The sequence below is a fragment of the Chroococcidiopsis sp. SAG 2025 genome (genome assembly GCF_032860985.1).
Lineage (GTDB): Bacteria > Cyanobacteriota > Cyanobacteriia > Cyanobacteriales > Chroococcidiopsidaceae > Chroococcidiopsis.
Map to the genome: position 1 here is coordinate 1,375,979 of NZ_JAOCNC010000001.1, position 19,361 is coordinate 1,395,339.

General features: G+C 44.8%; 16 protein-coding genes. 8 read left to right on the forward strand and 8 right to left on the reverse strand.

All coding sequences use genetic code 11. From position 1 onward, the window contains the following. Positions 1 to 23: 23 nt before the first annotated feature. Positions 24 to 1,154 (reverse strand): sodium-dependent bicarbonate transport family permease, encoded by a 1,131-nt coding sequence (locus N4J56_RS06640; RefSeq protein ID WP_317105738.1) that lies wholly within the window; start codon positions 1,152 to 1,154, stop codon positions 24 to 26. Between the two features lie 750 nt (positions 1,155 to 1,904). Here N4J56_RS06640 and N4J56_RS06645 point away from each other — a divergent pair. Both N4J56_RS06645 and N4J56_RS06650 read left to right on the forward strand, forming a co-directional pair. Then, on the forward strand, positions 1,905 to 2,300 hold the full coding sequence (locus tag N4J56_RS06645; protein WP_317105739.1) for a nuclear transport factor 2 family protein: 396 nt from the start codon (positions 1,905 to 1,907) through the stop codon (positions 2,298 to 2,300). A 436-nt stretch (positions 2,301 to 2,736) separates the two neighbouring features. Then, positions 2,737 to 3,843 carry a hypothetical protein gene (locus tag N4J56_RS06650; RefSeq protein WP_317105740.1) on the forward strand — a complete coding sequence of 369 codons (1,107 nt, stop codon included), beginning with the start codon at positions 2,737 to 2,739 and terminating at the stop codon, positions 3,841 to 3,843. A gap of 159 nt (positions 3,844 to 4,002) precedes the next feature. On the opposite strand, the gene N4J56_RS06655 is transcribed toward N4J56_RS06650, so the two are convergent. After that, the gene (locus N4J56_RS06655) at positions 4,003 to 5,916 is read right to left on the reverse strand and encodes a transketolase C-terminal domain-containing protein (RefSeq protein ID WP_317105741.1); all 1,914 of its coding nucleotides are present in this window, start codon (positions 5,914 to 5,916) and stop codon (positions 4,003 to 4,005) included. A gap of 292 nt (positions 5,917 to 6,208) precedes the next feature. Here N4J56_RS06655 and N4J56_RS06660 point away from each other — a divergent pair, with 292 nt between their 5' ends. Continuing rightward, positions 6,209 to 6,976, forward strand: coding sequence for a DeoR/GlpR family DNA-binding transcription regulator (locus tag N4J56_RS06660; RefSeq protein ID WP_317105742.1), 768 nt, complete (start codon positions 6,209 to 6,211; stop codon positions 6,974 to 6,976). A 186-nt stretch (positions 6,977 to 7,162) separates the two neighbouring features. On the opposite strand, the gene tkt is transcribed toward N4J56_RS06660, so the two are convergent. The 3 genes from tkt to acpP all read right to left on the reverse strand — a co-directional run bounded on the left by tkt (position 7,163) and on the right by acpP (position 10,987). Next, the gene (gene tkt, locus N4J56_RS06665; protein WP_317105743.1) at positions 7,163 to 9,193 is read right to left on the reverse strand and encodes a transketolase; all 2,031 of its coding nucleotides are present in this window, start codon (positions 9,191 to 9,193) and stop codon (positions 7,163 to 7,165) included. A gap of 187 nt (positions 9,194 to 9,380) precedes the next feature. Beyond that, the gene (gene fabF / locus N4J56_RS06670; protein WP_317105744.1) at positions 9,381 to 10,631 is read right to left on the reverse strand and encodes a beta-ketoacyl-ACP synthase II; all 1,251 of its coding nucleotides are present in this window, start codon (positions 10,629 to 10,631) and stop codon (positions 9,381 to 9,383) included. A gap of 104 nt (positions 10,632 to 10,735) precedes the next feature. Next, complete coding sequence (gene acpP, locus N4J56_RS06675) at positions 10,736 to 10,987, reverse strand: acyl carrier protein (protein ID WP_015153804.1); 252 nt, start codon at positions 10,985 to 10,987, stop codon at positions 10,736 to 10,738. Positions 10,988 to 11,369: 382 nt separating this feature from the next. Here acpP and N4J56_RS06680 point away from each other — a divergent pair, with 382 nt between their 5' ends. The 5 genes from N4J56_RS06680 to glsA all read left to right on the forward strand — a co-directional run bounded on the left by N4J56_RS06680 (position 11,370) and on the right by glsA (position 15,346). Then, a complete protein-coding gene (locus N4J56_RS06680; RefSeq protein ID WP_317105745.1) occupies positions 11,370 to 12,287 on the forward strand; it encodes a CoB--CoM heterodisulfide reductase iron-sulfur subunit B family protein in 918 nt (305 codons plus the stop codon). Between the two features lie 154 nt (positions 12,288 to 12,441). Next, complete coding sequence (gene dapF, locus N4J56_RS06685) at positions 12,442 to 13,287, forward strand: diaminopimelate epimerase (RefSeq protein WP_317105746.1); 846 nt, start codon at positions 12,442 to 12,444, stop codon at positions 13,285 to 13,287. Positions 13,288 to 13,325: 38 nt separating this feature from the next. Continuing rightward, positions 13,326 to 13,811 (forward strand): cupin domain-containing protein, encoded by a 486-nt coding sequence (locus N4J56_RS06690; RefSeq protein WP_317105747.1) that lies wholly within the window; start codon positions 13,326 to 13,328, stop codon positions 13,809 to 13,811. A 45-nt stretch (positions 13,812 to 13,856) separates the two neighbouring features. Then, the gene (locus tag N4J56_RS06695; protein WP_317105748.1) at positions 13,857 to 14,420 is read left to right on the forward strand and encodes an SMI1/KNR4 family protein; all 564 of its coding nucleotides are present in this window, start codon (positions 13,857 to 13,859) and stop codon (positions 14,418 to 14,420) included. A gap of 20 nt (positions 14,421 to 14,440) precedes the next feature. Beyond that, a complete protein-coding gene (gene glsA, locus N4J56_RS06700) occupies positions 14,441 to 15,346 on the forward strand; it encodes a glutaminase A (RefSeq protein WP_317105749.1) in 906 nt (301 codons plus the stop codon). A 96-nt stretch (positions 15,347 to 15,442) separates the two neighbouring features. Here glsA and xseB read toward each other — a convergent pair whose 3' ends face one another. The 3 genes from xseB to xseA form a co-directional block, all read right to left on the reverse strand. Then, positions 15,443 to 15,691, reverse strand: a complete 249-nt coding sequence (xseB, locus tag N4J56_RS06705; RefSeq protein ID WP_317105750.1) for an exodeoxyribonuclease VII small subunit — start codon at positions 15,689 to 15,691, stop codon at positions 15,443 to 15,445. A 121-nt stretch (positions 15,692 to 15,812) separates the two neighbouring features. After that, a complete protein-coding gene (locus N4J56_RS06710) occupies positions 15,813 to 17,825 on the reverse strand; it encodes a glycoside hydrolase family 55 protein (protein WP_317105751.1) in 2,013 nt (670 codons plus the stop codon). Positions 17,826 to 17,949: 124 nt separating this feature from the next. Beyond that, entirely contained in the window at positions 17,950 to 19,188 is a 1,239-nt protein-coding gene (gene xseA / locus N4J56_RS06715; protein ID WP_317105752.1) for an exodeoxyribonuclease VII large subunit, read from the reverse strand. Between the last annotated feature and the right edge of the window lie 173 nt (positions 19,189 to 19,361).

Consider the following 19,361-nt stretch of genomic DNA (forward strand, 5'->3'; position numbering starts at 1 on the left):
GACAGACTGCGACCCGTCTGGGATTAGAGTCCGCCGATCGCTTGGGCGAGACCGACGAAGAACGGGATGCACAAGCCGATCGCAATTGGCGTACCGATGGCTGTGGACGCGCCTATATAGGCGGAGGGATTGGCTGACGGGATGCCGGCTCGCAATGTGGGCGGACCTGAGATGTCTGAACTAGAGGCGGCAATGACAGCCAGAATCACAACGCCGCCCATGCTGAAGTTCATAGTGTAGTGGGCAATCATGCCGAGACCGAAGGCGAGCAGCCCATGAATAAACGGTGCCACCACGCTATACACGACATACCACTGGGCTACCTTGCGCAGTTCGCCAATCCTTGACCAAGCCTCCATACCCATGACCAGCATCAAGATCGAAAGCAAGCCGCGAAAGAGGGGATCGTAGAAGCTTTTATAGACACTTTCCGGCTGGGTGAATATGCCAAGAGCGAGTCCTAACAACATTGCCGATAAGGCAGGACCCCGAAGGCTTTCCTCGATGATCGGCCATATCTTGACCCGATTATCTGCAGGAGCCTGCTGCTGGCTGAGATACTCCTGGCGGCTGCTGGGATAATCCTGTTTATCGGCATAATCGCCCGCAGCAATGGGCTGCTTGCTGAGATACTCCTGCTTGGTAGCTCGAGCTGTTGCCCTATGTTTCTTCTTGTTAATATAAATGTTGGCTATAACAATTGCAGTTACGAGCGCTGGGATGTCCATGAAGGGATAGAGTGCGCCAGCCCAAGCCTCGTATGAAATTTTTTGTTCTTCCAGTACCGTCAGACCAGCAGCCATAGTGGAGCCACTCACGGCTCCAAACAACCCCCCAGTCGCGATCGCATCGACGACTTTGACCTTCGGCAGCTTAGCCAATGTATAACGCGCAATGAATACAACAGTAATCCCTACTACTACAGCACAGATCATGGGTAACACCATATCCGCCAGGTTGGAATTACGGATGGCAATTCCACCGGTCAGACCGATTTTAGTGAGCAGCATGAAGACGATGATCGCACAAATCGATTCAGGAATTACCAATTCGCTCCCGAGAGCAGCAATGACCATCCCACCAATCAAAAAGGCGAGTGTTGGGGACTGTAACTGCTTAACGAAGTCCATTACAAAAAAGGACAAAAAATCCACGAATACCTCCTTGTGCCTCCTCTGATGAGGAGTATTGCAATAAGTGAACTAAACGAACGTTTCAAAAGTTAAAGAGAGTAAGAGCGAGGCGTTTCACCCCTACAACACAGGTGTTGCACGATAACATATAAACAGGGCTTACGGTCATTGCCTCGATCGGTTTAGAGAGCAACGTTGGGATACCGCCAAACAGGGTCGGCAAAAAAGTCGCCACAAACTGCCCCATAGAGTCCGCCGAGGGTCCTCACCCCCAAAGGACACCAGGGGTAATAAGACAACGGCAGTCGTGACACCGCCGAAGATATCGCCCCCGACGTTATTAAACCGGATGAGATTGCTGATTGCCATATCTGAGGTAAATGAACGGTAGATCGAACGAACTATAAGCGACTCATTTCATAGAAAGAATGGGTTATGGATAAAAGTCGGCTGGAGAATGGAATCTAACATCTGCGATCGCGCACTCAAAGAAGTATCAACAACAGACTGCCGAGAATAATTGCCAAGCGACTTCAAGCTCTGAAAAACTAAATCGTCATAGTTAAATCATTTAGATATTCTTAACTTTACGCCACTCTGGGTAGTAATACTTGCTGAGTGGCTAAGAAAAAAGTTTTTGTATGCATAGAGATTCTTCTATGGTTTTTAGCTCGCTAGCACCGCGAAGCCAGCGGTCAGGGGCAGCAGCCCAACTTGGACGTTATGCCGCTTTCTTGTTTTGACAAAGTTCGTGATGTATATTCAAGAATTATGAGTTCAAATCAACAACAATTTCTACAAAATCTTTACGATGCTTTCAACAAACGCGAAATTGAAACAATCATTTCGTTTATGCAACCGGACGTAAAATGGGCGAACGGAATGGAAGGCGGTTTCGTTTACGGGCGCGACGCAGTGCGCGAGTATTGGACGAATCAATTTAAGATTATTCAACCGCAACTCGAACCATTAAATTACGAAACGGATGATAACAATAGAGATGTCGTAACAGTTCATCAAATCATTAGAGATTTGCAAGGCAATTTGCTCGCAGATATGACTGTTCAGCAAATCTTCACAATCGAGAACAATTTGATAAGTCTTTATGAACTCGGCGAGAGCGAAACAATACAAGCGACAATTCAGAAGGTTGGAACGTCCAATTAGCGACGAAATCTTGAGCTGTTAGTTCTGCTGACAATCGCACTTCATCAGATATTTGCTTTTGAAAACAACGGTGCGGCACAACAAATCGATGGACGTGAGGGCGAAACAGCGACTTTGTTATTTACGTCTTTCATAAAATTTTACGTTGACGCTGGCGGTTTCGCCCTACATCATCTCAACCGTTAGACCGCGCCAACCACTGTGAGAATATGAGTTGTGAGTGAACTTGAGCGATCGCTATGACAAAAAAGTGAATTCTGTCTAGTAAAGCAGATCGGCAAGTTAATCGATAGTTAACGCAATATAAACTCTCTACGATTTGGCAGGGCGATCGCTTACAATCACTGTGCCGATTAGCACATTATCGATCGCTCTTCAAACTCAGCTTGGTCTATCGATTTCGTTTCCTCAATCTAGTTCTAGAAGAACTAAAACTATGAAAAGACTACTTGCCCTGCTGCTGTCTAGTTCGGTACTCGCTTCAGTGCCGCTAGCAATCTCACCTCGTGTCCTAGCTCAATTGTCCACCTCCACTCAAACGGCTCTTGAAGCCGTCCATCCTAACGGCACGAGCTTACAAATCGCAGACGTAAGATTTACCAAAACCAACATCTCGCTGAATATCACTGCGGTCAATCGTAGCTCCCGTAAAATTCAACTCAATAGCACTAAAGGGATGGTTTTAATCGATAATTTGGGCAATCGATACTTTATGGAACCCCCAGAAACAAATCGATATTTAGCGATGAATCCTGGTAAAACCTCCCAAGGTTGGCTGACCTTTCGGGGTGGACTTGCACCTCAAGCAACCTCCCTCATGTTAGTCACAAATAGTCGCAGGGGGTTAAAGACCGATCCGACAACCAAGTATCCGCTCCTGACCCTGCAAATTCCCATCGGACAGATTGTTACTCGTGGGCAAACTGCGCCATCTCAACCGAGACGTTCTGCGAATGCTGGATGGGTGACTCCGCCATCCTACACCATTCACGGACGCAAAATTCAGCATCCTACAGGTAATTTTGACATTCGATTACAAAATGGTGCGCGGCTGCACGTCAGGTCGCCCAACGTTAGCTCATCTACCACCCATTCAATTCGGACGAATCGAATTAGCACTGCATCAGCGACTGCTCCGGTGAGAACCGAACGGGCGGCTCTGTCCTACTCGGAGCAGGGCTTAAAAGTTCAACATCCCAATGGAACAGTATTACAAGTGATGGGAGTTCGCTTTGCACCCGATCGCATCATCGTGAATGTAGCTGTCGTCAATCGATCGCCTAAAACAATTAAACTCAACACGAATCCTCAAAATTTGATTCTGATTGACAATTTGGGTAATCAATACGATGTTATTCCCGCGATCGACAATCCCAGAGTAGAAGTGCCTTCCTACAGTACATTTAACGGTGACTTGACCTTCGCCACTCGCTTAGATCCAAACGCGACTTCACTCACCCTGATTACAAATCAAGAATTTCATGGTCTACAAAGAGATACAACTTCACCTCGACTTGTCGTCGCGTTGCCACTCAATCGATGAGAAGATTCAGGTTATTATCTGCCGCTCCTCACTTTCGCCGTTATGCTATTAGACAACACAATTGAAGAAATTTTGATTCATGCCACCTAATATTACTTATTAGGTGGCATAGCCATGAATCAAGCAATAGAATATGAGTTATTTCGGCAATATCAAGGATTAGCCAATTAAATCTTTGACCTTACTCATAATTCCTGCTGGGTCGATTCCCTGATGTGGGTATTGTTCCCACAAACCGCCACAACCTTCATGATAAGTACCGAGGTGAGCGTATTTAGGAGTATAGCCGCGCTCTAATAACCAGGAACCGAAACGACTGCCTAATCCAGTGCGACGGTTGAAGGCTTCCACAACAACGACGAAGGAAGTTTTACCGATTTTTGCCATCGTCTCCTCATCGACAACATTTAGCGTGGCTTTATTGATTAAACCCACATCTATTCCTTCCTGGTTCAGACGTTCTACAGCATCGAGGGAACGGTACAATGCATCGCCAAAGCTGACGATGTAACCCGCAGTTCCTTCCCGCACGACTTCATCTTTACCAGGGACGAATTTGTAGTTGCTGCCAAACAAGTCGTTACCGTTACCGTCAAGAATATTGGGAACCTTGGAACGAGTGGAGAAGATGAAACGCAAACCAGGATCGGCAAATACCGCATTCACGCAAGCTTTCATCTGATTGGCATCGGCGGGGAAATACAGCCGTGTTTCGTGACCGTCATCCAAGCCATTGTCGGCAAACATGTTGTTGATGCCGAAATGGCAGGTATTATCTGCCATGTCATCAACACCTGCATGGGAAAAATGACAAAGGACATTGGAATAATTCAGCCGCGCCATTGTAATTTCAGAAATGCACATTTCTAGGAAGGCGCTGAATGTGGCAAAAATTCCTTGCTTGCCTTTTTCCATGCCAAATCCAGCCGCAGCCGAGAAGTTACCGCGCTCCATAATCCCAGAAGGAATGAAGATTTCGGGGTAAGCATCGTGAATTTTCTTCAGACCGCAAGAGCCTTCTAGGTCGCTATCAATGACCATGACTTTTTCCTTGCGTTCCGTCTCGCTCATCCGACCGAGAACTTCTACCATTGCTTCGCCAAATACGTTGCGGTTAGCGCCTAATTTGTCTCCAGAACCGAGGAAAGTGTAACTATCTTTGGGTTTTTGGATGCTCTTGATATGTTCGACAGCCGCCGTTTGTCCGCGAGATTCGAGATATTTCAGTGCCAAGTCTACCGAAATCACGTCATGACCGTGGGTAGAGCCTTCTAAGCCTTCAATTCCAGGACACATGGGACGCTTGTTAATCACCGCGATCGCGCCTGGTGTAGTTACAGCTTCGCACAGACGACGGTACAAATCATCAATATCTTCACCATCTCCCTCAAGTACTTTCAACCCATGACCTTGTAGGGTTTTGGCAACGCTAAAACCAGGCAAATATTTAGAAGGATGTCCGGCGATCGTTACATCATTATCGTCGATGATTAGCTTCACGTTGAGGTGTTGGGCGATCGCTAACCGTGCTGCTTCCGCGTCATTGCCTTCTTGCTGGGAACCGTCCGAACCCAAGCAAAATACTGCTTTGCCAGGATTTGCCATTGCCACACCATTGACGTAAGGCCACATATGTCCCAGCCGTCCCGAACTAAACTGCACGCCAGGAGTTAATCCTAGTTCGGGGTGTCCTGGTAATTTAGAATTTGCTTCGCGATATTTCAGCAGTTGTTCGGCTGGTAATTCACCACGCAAGGCTGCCATTAAATATTGAGTCCCAACTCGATGTCCCGCTTCATCGAAGAAAATTGGCACGAATTTATCTGGCGCTCCCCGAAAGAAGGCATCGAGAATCATGACTTCTGGTACGGTGTCGTAGGGTCCACCTGTATGTCCGCCAACTCCTTTCGCAGCTCCAGTTGCCGTAAATAAAACGATCGCATCGCGGCAAAGTTGAATATTTGCTTTTAAAGTTTCTCGCTGTTCGTTTGTGAGGACGGGGTTGCTTGGATCGAGTTTCAGAGGTTTGTACGCACCGAGATCGATGGGGAATTTAGTAGCGGTGATAGTCATGGCTAATGTTTTAGTTACGAATGGACGGGTCAACAACGCGAGAAAGCTGTGACGGGCGAACGCGATCGGTCGCTTCTACCAGCAAACCAGCCTGTGGAAATCGAGTCAATCGGCTCTTGTTCCTACGCCAGCGCAGTCAAGATCGATACACTTCAAACGTGCATAAGTATGCTTGAATTATGCCTGAATTCAGTTATAAGCACTTATTAACATGCAAAAACCTGCATGTTTATGAGTTTATACTTATAAGGGTGCAATTTCAAGATCGAAAACGTAATTTTAGGCAGCGATTATGTTAACCGCAGAGAGACGGCAATACATCTTAGATATCCTGCGCCGCGATAAAAAGGTGCTGTCATCGGAACTCAGTACGGCGTTGAATGTTTCTGAGGATACGATTCGTCGAGATTTGCGGGAATTGGCAGAGTCGGGTTTGTTGCAACGGGTACATGGCGGGGCGCTGCTGGCTTCACCCGCGATCGCGAGTTATGCCGATCGCCAAAAACAAGCACCGAAAGAAAAAGAGGCGATCGCCCGTGCTGCGGCAAAATTAGTTTGTGCGGGGCAAGTAGTAATTTTAGATGGGGGTACGACGACGCTTCAGGTAGCTTGTCATTTACCGCTAGATTTACAAGCAACTGTCGTTACAAATAGCCCGCCAATCGCCGTTGCGTTGGCAGATCATCCCTATATTGAAGTCGTGATGTTGGGCGGACAACTTTATAAAAAAGCCATAGTTAATGTCGGCGCGGCGACAGTGGAAGCATTGCGAATGATTCGTGCCGATTTATGCATGTTGGGGGTGTGTAGTTTGCATCCAGAAATCGGGATTAGCGTTACGAATTTGAACGAAGCACACATCAAACGAGCGATGATTGCGAGGGCGGCGGAGGTGGTAGGGTTGGCGACAGCAGCGAAATTAGATACGGCTGCATCCTATGTAGTGGAATCGATTCATGCTTTGACTTATTTGGTGACTGCGCCAACGGTATCAGAGCGGGTGTTAGCTGCTTATAAAGATTTGGGGTTGGCGATCGTGCGTGAGGAGGAGGGTGATTGATTTGTGTCACGCAAAGGCGCTCCAGCCGCAGGCGAAGCGAAGCGTTAGACGCGAAGAAAGAAGGGCGCTAAGAGATCTTGGGTTGCAGCTTTTTTCTTCTATCCGCGTCCATCCGCGTTAAATTTTATTCAATATAAAAAAGGGGTTCTCGCCGGAACCCCCTAGAAATGTCATGTACTAGTAACGTTAACCCAACAAAGATTTAGCTTTTGCTAATACGTTATCGACGGTGAAGCCAAACTTCTCCATGCAAACGCCGCCTGGAGCGGAAGAACCGTATTGGTCAATGCCGATCGCAATTCCTTCAGAACCAACATAACGACACCAGCCAAAAGTAACGGCTGCTTCTACAGAAACCCGCTTTTTCACGGCTTTAGGTAGAACGGATTCTTTGTATTCTGGAGTTTGTTCTTCAAATATTTCCCAGCAAGGCATGGAAACAACTCGCACTTTCTTGCCTTCACCGCGCAGTTGCTCGGCTGCTTTGACGCACAGTTGAGTTTCGCTACCCGTGCCGATTAAGATGATATCGGGTGTACCATCACTATCGGATATGATATAAGCGCCTTTGGTTACGCCTTCAATCGAGCTACCAGCTAGGTTGGGTAAGGCTTGGCGAGTTAAGGCGAGTACGGAAGGACGGACTTTGTTGCCCGATCGCTTGCCTTTAGCTGCTTCGATCGCGACTTTATAGGCTCCTGAAGTTTCGTTACCGTCAGCCGGACGAAGCACGTACAGATCGGGTATGACTCGCAAAGCTGCCATGTGTTCCACTGGTTGGTGGGTGGGACCATCTTCACCTAGCGCGATCGAGTCGTGAGTCATGACGTAGATTACGCCTGCTTCCGACAGTGCCGAAAGCCGAATCGCCGCCCGCATGTAGTCTGTGAAGACTAGGAATGTAGCGCAGTAGGGAATTAGCCCCGATCCATCTAGGGCAAGACCGTTACAAATCGAACCCATACCGTGTTCGCGCACGCCAAAGCGGATGTAGCGATTTTGGTATTGTCCTTTTTGGAAGTCGCCCGAATTCTTGAGTAGGGTATTGTTAGAAGGAGCCAGGTCAGCAGAACCACCAATCAATTCTGGCAGCACTTCCGCGATCGCATTCAAGCAATTACCGGAGTGAACGCGGGTAGCGATCGCTTTATCTTCTGGCTTGTAGGTGGGCAGAACTGAATCCCAGTTTGGGGGCAGTTCTGCTTCGTGCATCCGTTCTAGGGTGCGAGCTTCGTCAGCATATTGCTGTTTGTAGCGATCGAACATTTGGTTCCACTCTTGTTCGAGTTTTGCACCGCGATCGATCGCTTTACGCCAGTGGTTAAGTGCATCTTCTGGTACTTCAAACGGCGGGTGGTTCCAACCTAAATGTTCGCGGGTGGCTTTGACTTCATCTTCGCCTAAAGCTTCGCCGTGAGCGTGGCGAGTATCGGCTTTCTTGGGCGAACCGTAACCAATGGTTGTCCGCACCTTGATTAGAGAAGGCTTATCGGTGACGGCTTTTGCTGCTTCTATAGCTTTTTGAATCGCATCTAGATCTGTGTTACCGTCTTCTACTACTTGGACGTGCCAATTATAAGCCTCAAACCGTTTCCCAACATCTTCTGTAAACGCTAGGTCGGTAGAACCGTCAATCGAAATGTGGTTGTCGTCATATAGAGCAATTAGCTTACCCAGTCCCAAGTGTCCGGCTAAAGAACAAGCTTCGCCAGAAACACCTTCCATGTTGCAACCGTCGCCTAAGATGACGTAGGTGTAGTGGTCGATGATGGGGAAATCGGGTTTGTTGAATGTGGCTGCTAGGTGAGCCTCAGCCATCGCAATTCCCACACCATTCGCGATTCCCTGTCCTAATGGACCAGTGGTAATTTCTACCCCTGGATTCATAAAGTTTTCTGGATGACCTGGGGTTTTTGATTCCCATTGACGGAACTGCTTGAGGTCATCTAAAGTTAAATCTTCATATCCAGTTAAATAGAGCAGGGCATACAGCAACATACTGCCATGTCCTGCCGACAGCAAAAAGCGATCGCGATTCAACCAAGCCGGATTTTTAGGATTAAACCGCATGAAGCGATCCCAAAGCACGAATGCCATCGGAGCAGCACCCATCGGCAGCCCAGGATGACCCGACTTTGCCTTTTCTACGGCATCAATTGCCAGAAAGCGGATTGAGTTAATACAAAGTTCTTCAAGGGATTGGGTTGCAACAGCCATAATTTCTAGTTTGTTAACGACAGTTCAGCTCGCAGTTGCGGCTCAATACATAAGGTGCTAAACGGTTGGCATCGCCCTCAGCACGCATAAGCGATCGTCCCATACTTCGAGATCGCCATGCAAGTTTTTTGAGGGAGCAGTGTAGAGACGTTACATGTAACGTCTCTACAAAATCACCACTATTCCCTTAGATATATTTTTGAAATGCAAGGGTAACGTTGTGTCCGCCGAAGCCGAAGGAGTTGGATAGGGCAACGTTGACGGTGTGAGCGCGACTTTGATTTGGGATGTAATCTAAATCGCATTCTGGATCGGGGTTTTCCAAATTAATTGTAGGCGGAACCCGATCGTGGGCGATCGCCATGACTGTCGCAACTGCTTCAATTCCTCCCGAACCGCCGAGTAAATGACCCGTCATTGACTTGGTGGAACTGATGGCAACTTTATAAGCTGCTTCACCCAAGGCTGTTTTAATTGCCGCTGTTTCGCTCGGATCGTTGACTGGGGTACTCGTACCGTGAGCGTTGATGTAGTTTACTTGCTCTGGCTTAATTTCACCATCTTTGAGACACAGAGCGATCGCCCTGGCTGCGCCTTCTCCTTGAGGGGCTATTCCCGTCATGTGGTAAGCGTCGCAAGTCATGCCATAGCCGACAATTTCAGCATAAATTTTGGCTTTCCGACTCAGGGCGTGTCCTAATTCTTCCAGTAATAAAATTCCCGACCCTTCTCCCATCACAAAACCATCGCGATCGCGATCGAACGGACGACTGGCGTGGGTTGGATCGTCGTTGCGGAAAGATAGCGCCCGCATCGAGGCAAATCCCGCTACCGATAGGGGTGTAACAGCGGCTTCCGTACCACCACAAATCATCGCTTGGGCGTATCCGTGCTGGATCAGTCGAAATGCCTCGCCAATTGCGTTAGAACCCGCAGCACAAGCTGTTACGGGGCAAGAGTTCGGTCCTTTTGCACCGACGTGAATTGCCGTTAACCCCGCCGCCATATTCGCGATCATCATGGGAACCATGAAAGGGCTACAGCGATCGGGTCCGCGATTGAGATAAATGGTTTGCTGTTCTTCTAAAACTTTAATCCCACCAATCCCCGTACCGAGCATGACACCGACTTGTTCGGCATTTAACTCGTTAATCGTAAACTGGGCATCGGCGATCGCCTGTAAACTTGCAGCAACGCCAAATTGTGCAAAACGATCCATTCGTTTCGCATCTTTGCCATCCATGTATTGCTGCGGGTCGAAACCTTTTACCTCTCCGGCAATTCGGCATCTATGCTGTGATGGATCGAATAATGTAATCGAACCAATACCATTGCGACCGCTTTGCAATCCTTCCCAAAACTCAACTGGATTATTGCCAATTGGCGTAATCGCGCCAACACCAGTCACCACAACCCGTTTTTTTTCCAAATCTGTCATAGCTCAATTCTCAGCCAGCTTCTTCACCCGTGAACTATTTGTCATTTGTCATTTGTCATTGCTGGCGAACAAAAGACAAATGACAAAGGACAAGTGACTAACACTTACGCGGATGTAGCAACTTTATTGTTGATGTAGTCCACAGCTTCTTGTACCGTGGTGATCTGTTCGGCTGCTTCATCAGGAATTTCAATATCAAATTCTTCTTCTAGAGCCATGACCAGCTCTACTGTGTCCAGAGAATCGGCATTGAGATCGTTGGCAAAATGAGCCGAGGGCGTGACCTTACTGGCTTCAACGCTTAGTTGCTCGGTGACGATTTTCTTTACTTTTTCAAAAATTTCCGTTTCGCTCATACGATGACTGTCCTTAACCAGTTGCTAGACCTTGAACTTCGGTAAAATGCTTTTGAGCATATTCATCTTATCGAAAAGCGCGATCGTATATCTCTCCAGATGGTCTATTTTCTTAATTGTCACCAAATGAGGAGGATAGGGGCTAGGGATGAAGAAGGGGCGATCTTGTGCTGGGGCTAAGAAAACGGTGAGAATTTATGCTGTCTCGAACCATAAACTTTCTGTAGAGATTTAGTCTGAAGTGGTTTTTTGCTACGAACTTATTTAGCAGGTCACATCAAAAAGCTAGCTGAAATATCAACAATAATCTAAAACTATAAAAGCGTTAGCTTAGAGTTATATCACCCTATATATCCCCTAGCCCAGCCTCTAGCCCCTTCTTATGTCATCTACAGCTTTAAAATACGCATATTACCCTGGTTGTGTCGCTCAGGGCGCTTGCCGGGAATTGCACCTATCAACTCAAGCACTAACTCAAGCTCTAGGAATTGAACTAATAGAGCTAAAAAAAGCCGCTTGCTGCGGTTCTGGTACGTTTAAAGAAGATTCTCAACTGCTAGAAGATACTGTTAATGCCAGGAATATTGCTTTAGCAGAAGAATTAAACTTACCTCTTTTAACTCATTGCAGCACTTGTCAAGGTGTGATCGCTCACGTTGACGATCGCCTTAAAGAATCTCAACAAAACGATCCTGCTTATCTAGATAAAGTTAACGGTTTTCTCCAAAAAGAAGGCTGTTCGCCCTATCGTGGCAGTACGGAAGTCAAGCATTTACTTTACGCGCTGGTAACAGATTACGGTTTTGAAGCAATTCGTCAGAAAGTGACAAAATCTCTCAGCGGTTTAAAATGTGCGGCTTTCTATGGTTGTTACCTGCTGCGCGCCCGTAAAACTATGCCATATGACGATCCATTTAATCCTCAAGCAATGGAAAATATGTTTGAGGCAGTGGGAGCAACACCAGTATATTATCGCGGACGCACGCAATGTTGCGGTTGGCCTCTTTCCAGTTATGCCACCGAACAATCGTTTAAAATGGCAGGAATGCACATTCAAGATGCGATCGCCTCTGGTGCAGATTGTATGGTTACGCCTTGTCCTTTGTGTCATCTCAATCTCGATTCTCGTCAACCAGAAGTTGAAAAAGTTATCGGACGCAAACTTGGTTTGCCAGTTTTACATTTTCCACAATTAATTGCTTTAGCGTTGGGCATTCCACCAAAACAATTAGGATTAGAACGACATATTGTTTCTACCCGTCCGGTGTTGGAAAAATTGGGATTGCGATCCGTTGGATAAAAGAGGGCGGGTTTGTGAAGATCCTGACGTGAAAGAGGGCGGGTTTGTGAAGATCTTCATTTTTATCAAAGCTCGTCGATAAACCCGCCCCTACAGCATTACGGACAAAATTATGTATTTTGACTTTTAAATTTTCAATTTTAACTTTTTGCAAATGGCAACTGATTTTTATAAATATCATGCTTTAGGGAATGACTATATCGTTATCGATCGTAATGCAGTTAATTTTAAACTCAGCAAAAATGCGATTAAACTAATTTGCGATCGTAATTTTGGTATTGGTTCCGATGGGATCTTGTATGGACCTATTTTTACAGAAGAAAAGATAGCACTGAGAATTTTTAATCCTGATGGTAGCGAAGCTGAAAAAAGTGGTAATGGGATTCGGATTTTTTCAAAATATTTAGTTGACGCGCAATATATTAAGACAAATAAATTTTATTTAACAACTTTAGGTGGTGAAGTTGCTGTAGAAATTTTGAACCCAGAAGCAACACTGATAAAAGTTGACATGGGAACTGTGACTTTTCAAAGCGACTTAATTCCTGTAACTGGTTTGCCCCGGCAAATGGTTGATACTGAATTGCACTTAGATAACTTATCTTTAATGGTAACTTGTCTGTCTATTGGTAATCCTCACTGCGTCATTCCTGTAGCACAAGTTTCGCAGAAACTTGCTACTACTTTGGGAACTCAAATTGAAAATCATCCAATTTTTCCCAAGCGCATAAATGTACAATTTTTGCAAGTCCTCGATCGCCAAAATATTCAGATAGAAATTTGGGAACGGGGGGCTGGTTATACTTTGGCTTCTGGTAGTAGTAGTTGCGCGGCTGCGAGTGCTGCTTATAAATTAGGTTTAGTCGATGATAAAGTTAAAGTACATATGCCGGGAGGAGAAATTGAGGTTGAAATAGAAGGCGATCGCGTTTTTATGACTGGTAGTGTATCGGCTGTGGCTAAAGGTGAATTTGCCGAGGATTTTCTGAGATCTTTTTAGTGAACTTTTGTTTAAGTTGCTCAGATATAGATAAAGAAATGTTGATTAATCCTGAAAATATCCTGGAAAAATCGGGAACTAATTATCCTGAAGAGTTTAAATCATTTGTAGCAGGACGTTATCGAAAGCGATTGGGTGATGCAACAGGGCTGAAAAACTTTGGCGTAAATTTAACACGATTGATGCCTGGAAGTTATTCTGCTTTAAGGCATTGGCACACAAAACAAGATGAATTTATTTTTGTCGTGTCAGGAGAATTAATTTTAGTTACTGATGAAGGCGAACAAATTTTAACCGCAGGTATGTCAGCAGGTTTTCCGGCTGGGGTTGCGAACGGACATCATTTAATCAATCGCTCTAATTCAGATGCAGTATATTTAGAGATTGGCGATCGCACTCCTAACGATGAAGCTGATTATCCCGATGTCGATCTCATGGCAAAATCGAGTGCAGAAGGTTGGGTTTTCACTCGTAAAGATGGCAGCTTGTATAGTAAAGATCGTGAGGAGTTATCTGCTGATTGATGCGTCTATTTTTGAGATGAGTTAAAGATTTTAGCAAAATCTTTTATGGAAGAGATTTGGCAACGGATAGACTCATGGCTGCAAGCCAACACACCACACATTTTTGAGACATTACAATCTGGTGCTTCTGAGGCTCAAATTGCCGAGCTTGAAGCAATACTCTCTATCAAGCTACCTGAAGATGTAAAAGCATCGTATCGCATTCACAACGGTCAGTCTATCTATAAAGAAGGATTATTCGAGGGACGAGAGTTTTTATCACTCGAACGGATTCGAGAAGAATGGGAAGTCTGGAAAGATCTTCTTGATGCTGGAGAATTTGAAGGTTATGAAAGCGATCCTGATGTAGGAATTCGCAACAATTGGTGGAACGATAAATGGATTCCAATTACCTACGATGGAGCTGGTAATCATGATTGCTTAGATTTAGATCCAGCAGATGGCGAAACTGTAGGGCAAATCATTACAATGTATCATGATTCGGGCGATAGAGAGATTGTATCTTCAAGCTTGCGTGCGTGGCTTCAGAAATATGCTGATGGGTTGGAGTCAGGTCAGATTATACTGCAAGATGATTATGGACTATACGGACTATACCCCATTGAATAGCCTTGTATAACAGAAAAACGTTGAATTCCCTGAGCCAGACGCAACTAGAAACTTGGGTAATGCAAGCACGCAGGCATACTCAAGAAGGCAAATTACCTAGCTACATTCCTCTATTAGCTCAGGTTAATCCAAATTGGTTAGCCGTGCAAATTCAAACTGTGACAGAACAAAGCTATAACGCAGGCGATACTCATTGTACTTTCCCGTTAATGAGTGTGGTAAAGCCCTTTATTTTGCTATTTTTGTTACAGCAATTAGGTGCAAAAGTAGTATTCTCTCAAGTAGGAATGAAACCCTCCGATCTACCTTTCAATTCTCTGACTCAACTGATAGCGGATGAAGGTTTTCCTCGCAATACAATGATCAATAGTGGCGCGATCGCACTTTGTTCTATCCTCCCAGGTATCAATGCATTTTCTCGCTGTGAAAATCTCCGTTTGTGGCTGAATCAAACCGCAGGTTGTCAGCTAACTTTAGATAACCAAATGCTTGATTCCGTGCGTTCTTTACCTAACGATCGCAACCTTGCGATAACTCGACTATTAACCAAATCTGGCAATATTCACTCGCCAGAAACTACTCTAGATGCGTACAATCATGTTTGCTGTTTAGCTGGTACGGTAGCTGACTTAGCACGGATAGGAATGTTACTCGTACAAGCTCATGACGCGATCGCGCCCCAAAACCGTCGTATAGTAAATGCAACTATGACGACTTGTGGTTTATACCAAGCTTCAGCACGGTTTGCCTCAGAAGTAGGCTTACCGACAAAATCGGGGGTTAGTGGGGCAATTTTGTCAATTGTACCGACTCAAGGTGCGATCGCATGTTATAGTCCTGGTTTAGACGAAACGGGTAATTCCAAAGCTGGTATATTCTTAATACAGCAACTCGCTCAGAATTTGAATTTGAGTATATTTGGCTAACGTTTAAAGATATAATTTTATGTCACGCAAAGCCGCAAAGACGCAAAGCAACTTTTTGTAGAGTAGGCACAAAGGAGAACGCAAAAAACTGTTTAGTTACATTTCATTATTCAAAGTTTCAATTAGTAAATCGACTTGTTGCTGTCGTTGTTGCAAAAAAGTTTCACACTGTTTTAACTGCTCTACAGCTTGAGTAAATTGATCGAATACTTCTTCCAATTCCAACTCACCTGTTTCAATCCGAGAGATAATTGACTCGACTTCTGCTACAACCGCTTCATATTTCCAGGCATCGGGTAAAGGTGAAGTGTTTGATTGAGTTTTGGAATTGGAATTACGAGACATATCAAAAGAATTTGCGAATAAGAGAGTTTGCTAAACGAACTTTTATTTTACATATTAGTAAGCTTACTTCAATAATAGTATAGGTGGGCAATACCCACCCTACTACTTTTGAATTTTTTCGCTATTTATAGCCCACAAACAAAGGCATTCTACCAGAAAAATCCTTACTCAGTAGTTGGCGCTTCACGCCATTGCGAGTCTCTTCCACCTGAATATCATAGTTTTTGTGTTCACCGTAAGCACTAACGGAATAGATTAATGACTGACTAGAGTTATTGCTAATAAATGCAGCTTCCTGCTTTTCTTGAGCAGTAAAGTCATGTACTGGATAGATTAAAGTTCCCAAAACTTCTGTTTTACCACCTTTAGTAGTATTGATTACAGAACCCTTACCCTCCGTTTTTAGTCCCAAAATCCAGAGCGTCCCGCCTTTATTTTCAATTTTAGTACGTGCTGCATCTAAAGTTTCAACATTTAACTGTCTCGCCCAAACTTGATGGGGATAGTTAATCCGTAAACTAACTCCTACATCTTCTAAAAATAGCTTGCCAGATTTTGGAAAGTCTTTGTACTCGTAGCCACCATGCTGAATAACAACAGTGCGCGGTGAAGCGTGTTCTATTGCGACTCCATAGCCAAATTGTTCGATAATCAAAGGCTTGTCGCTATTTTGCTCGACGCGAAGTACAATTCCACCACCATTCACAATAGACGAAAAGCCGACAATACGTCGAACTGAAGCCGGAACCTTGAAAACTTTTTTATCATGAGAAAAGTACGTACCGAAAGGAAAATAAATAGTCGATTTACCTGAATTGAGTGCATCTTGTAAAGAATCAGTCTCTCCGTACCATTGAGGAGAAAAAACCTCCCAATTAGTTAGATCCTTATCTTCAAAAACTGGTGTTTCTTCAATTGGTAAATTGAGCGATCGCTTTGGACTATCAAACAGATTATAAATTTTGTCAGAGGCATATTCACTGACATTTGTATCAAAAACTATACTTTCTTTATGACGAATTGTAGATTTATAACCGCTAGTATTGATATTTCTAGCATATAAATAACCGTTGTTATCAATAGCACTAATGTTTGCCGCACCACCTTGAAAATTGCCATCTACAACAATTATCATCCCAACTCTGGCTTGATTTTGGATTACTGGTACAGAATTGATACTTTGAAGTTTGCGAATTGCTAAAGTATTGCCATCATTTAGAATACCTGCTACTTTTTGCTGTTGAAGTGTAATTTGCTCGAATGTAGGACCATATTCTAAATTTTTGGTGACAATACCATAATCAAATCCATGAATTTTAACATTTTTAATTAAACAAGGTCCAGCCCATTGTCTCGACATATCTAAACCAACTTTTCCTTGTCCGTCACCAGAGCGAATTGAGACATTCCACAGAGAACCAAAATTATTAGAAATATAGTCTATCCCGATCGCACCTGGATTATTTTTTCCCGTATCTATTGTCAAATCTGTAATATTTTGACGAAATGACATATTACCATCTATAGTCTGTATCGCTGGTTTAGGAGCAGTGCGATCGCCAAAACTTTTCGTCTTGTCTTTGAGTTTAATAATACTAATTCCTGCCCCTTGTCCCTGTAAATTCATGCAACATCCTTTCCAAGTTAAGGTATTACTTATTAAGTAAGTTCCAGCCGGAAAATATAGAGCTTTTGGCTTGCCAAAATAATCTTGTTCTTCGTCGCGTTCGTCATCTAAAGCTTTTTGAATTGCTACTGTATCATCTGTAACACCATCGCCTTTTGCACCATATTGAGTTTTAACGTTAGCTGAAATAAAATCGCTTGGAAAAACTTTTTGTATGGGATTGCGATCGATTGCATTACTAGCAAAGATAATTGGTTTGATGGTATTAGTAGTTTCTACGAGTGTTGATTTAATAGAGTTGGTAGTCGCTACAGGTGATGAAGAAACAGATGGTACTGACGAATCAGTTTTAGGGATATTAAGGCTAGCTGTATCTGCCGATCGCGAAAGTGTTGTTTCTGTAAACTTTAGAGTTAATTGTGGTACTAGAAAAATTGCCCCTAAAGCTACCCATATAAATAAAATTAATAACCAAATAAATTTATGTAATTTTGCGGAAATTCTCATATAATATTGCTTCCTCAGCGAACGAAATTCGTGACGACAATAACTTAGTTCATCTGCACGAATTCAACATACTGTAGAAAGTTTTAACCTGTGTCAGTGGCTTTTGTCTGTAGGGCTAAGAATTTTAGATTTTAGATTGAGAATTCTCGATAACTTTAACTTTGATGTTTCCTTGACTGAGCTGAATTAATAACTCTTGTCCTGGCGCTAACTGAGCAGCCGAACGAGCGATCGCACCGTTTTCTTGTCGAACTACAGCGTAACCCCGTTTCAATACCGCATGAGGATCGAGGCTAGCAAGTTTCTGTGCTAATAAATGACAGTGTTGCCGTGCTTTTTGCGATCGCTGTTGAGTTACCTGAATTAACTGTTGCTTTTTCCAATTTAAAAACTCAATCTCGCGCTGAATTTCTCGGTCTAAACGCAAACGCCCCAACCGACTGCTGAGAGAATAGTAGCGATCGCCTGCTATATCCAATTGTTGCTGTACGGCTGCCTGTAGCGTCTCTATCCTCTGCCGATGCTCGCCATACACAACCGCTAAATCTGGGACGACGAGTTCCGCTGCTGCTGTAGGGGTATGGGCGCACACATCAGCCACCAAGTCTGTTAAAGTCTCGTCTCGTTGATGCCCGATTCCCGTAATCACGGGCATAGAACACTCAGCTACTGCCCGCACGACTCGTTCGTCGTTAAAACAAGCCAACTCCTCTACTGCGCCCCCACCACGGGTAAGAACCAATACCTCCGCCCGTCCGTCTCGTTCCACGCGATCGATCGCCTTTACTATAGATGTCGGCGCTTGCTCTCCTTGCACGGTAGCAGGCGAAAACAGAACGGATAAACCAGGATAGCGGCGTTTGAGCGTTTTTTGAATATCGCCCCAAGCCGCAGCCGTCGGTGAGGTGACAACGGCGATCGCTTGAGGATGAGGTGGCAGAGTTCTCTTGCGTTCTAGAGCGAATAAACCTTCTGCCTCCAAGCGATCACGTAACTGCCGCAGTCTCAACGCCAGCAACCCCTCTCCTGCTGGTAAAGCTTGCCACACCGTCAGTTGGTATTGTCCCCGTTGGGGATACAGGCGAATACTACCCAAAACTACGATCTGCTCCCCTTGCACTGGTAGTTGTGCCAAGCGCGACAACTGGCTATTCCATACCACACACTTAATCTCAGCTTTTGTCTCTGGATCTTGCAGCGTCAAAAACACACCCTTAGGATGGCGGTTAAGACTTGAAACTTCCCCCACCACCCACACTTGCCGCAGCACCTCATCATGTTCCAGCAATAATTGAATATATGAGGTTAGACCAGCCACCGAGATGACAGCCTCTTCTAGTTGAGACTCAAAAGTATAGGACATGGGGAGTGGGGGACAAGGGAAACAAGGGGAACAAAGCAGATACGAAGATTTCTTCCTCTTAGCGCCTTAGCGTCTTTGCGTGACATCAAATCATATCCATGCAAGTAACCCAAGTAAAACAGTAAGAATAAAAGAAAACCGACGCAAATTTATCTATCAATCAGAAAATGACT

What these genes read in the sequence shown, in the direction of transcription:
- N4J56_RS06645 (WP_317105739.1), top strand. Translation starts at nt 1,905, where the DNA reads ATGAGTTCAAATCAACAACAATTTCTACAAAATCTTTACGATGCTTTC.
- N4J56_RS06650 (WP_317105740.1), top strand. Translation starts at nt 2,737, where the DNA reads ATGAAAAGACTACTTGCCCTGCTGCTGTCTAGTTCGGTACTCGCTTCA.
- N4J56_RS06655 (WP_317105741.1), bottom strand. Translation starts at nt 5,916, where the DNA reads ATGACTATCACCGCTACTAAATTCCCCATCGATCTCGGTGCGTACAAA.
- N4J56_RS06660 (WP_317105742.1), top strand. Translation starts at nt 6,209, where the DNA reads ATGTTAACCGCAGAGAGACGGCAATACATCTTAGATATCCTGCGCCGC.
- tkt (WP_317105743.1), bottom strand. Translation starts at nt 9,193, where the DNA reads ATGGCTGTTGCAACCCAATCCCTTGAAGAACTTTGTATTAACTCAATC.
- fabF (WP_317105744.1), bottom strand. Translation starts at nt 10,631, where the DNA reads ATGACAGATTTGGAAAAAAAACGGGTTGTGGTGACTGGTGTTGGCGCG.
- acpP (WP_015153804.1), bottom strand. Translation starts at nt 10,987, where the DNA reads ATGAGCGAAACGGAAATTTTTGAAAAAGTAAAGAAAATCGTCACCGAG.
- N4J56_RS06680 (WP_317105745.1), top strand. Translation starts at nt 11,370, where the DNA reads ATGTCATCTACAGCTTTAAAATACGCATATTACCCTGGTTGTGTCGCT.
- dapF (WP_317105746.1), top strand. Translation starts at nt 12,442, where the DNA reads ATGGCAACTGATTTTTATAAATATCATGCTTTAGGGAATGACTATATC.
- N4J56_RS06690 (WP_317105747.1), top strand. Translation starts at nt 13,326, where the DNA reads ATGTTGATTAATCCTGAAAATATCCTGGAAAAATCGGGAACTAATTAT.
- N4J56_RS06695 (WP_317105748.1), top strand. Translation starts at nt 13,857, where the DNA reads ATGGAAGAGATTTGGCAACGGATAGACTCATGGCTGCAAGCCAACACA.
- xseB (WP_317105750.1), bottom strand. Translation starts at nt 15,691, where the DNA reads ATGTCTCGTAATTCCAATTCCAAAACTCAATCAAACACTTCACCTTTA.
- N4J56_RS06710 (WP_317105751.1), bottom strand. Translation starts at nt 17,825, where the DNA reads ATGAGAATTTCCGCAAAATTACATAAATTTATTTGGTTATTAATTTTA.
- xseA (WP_317105752.1), bottom strand. Translation starts at nt 19,188, where the DNA reads ATGTCCTATACTTTTGAGTCTCAACTAGAAGAGGCTGTCATCTCGGTG.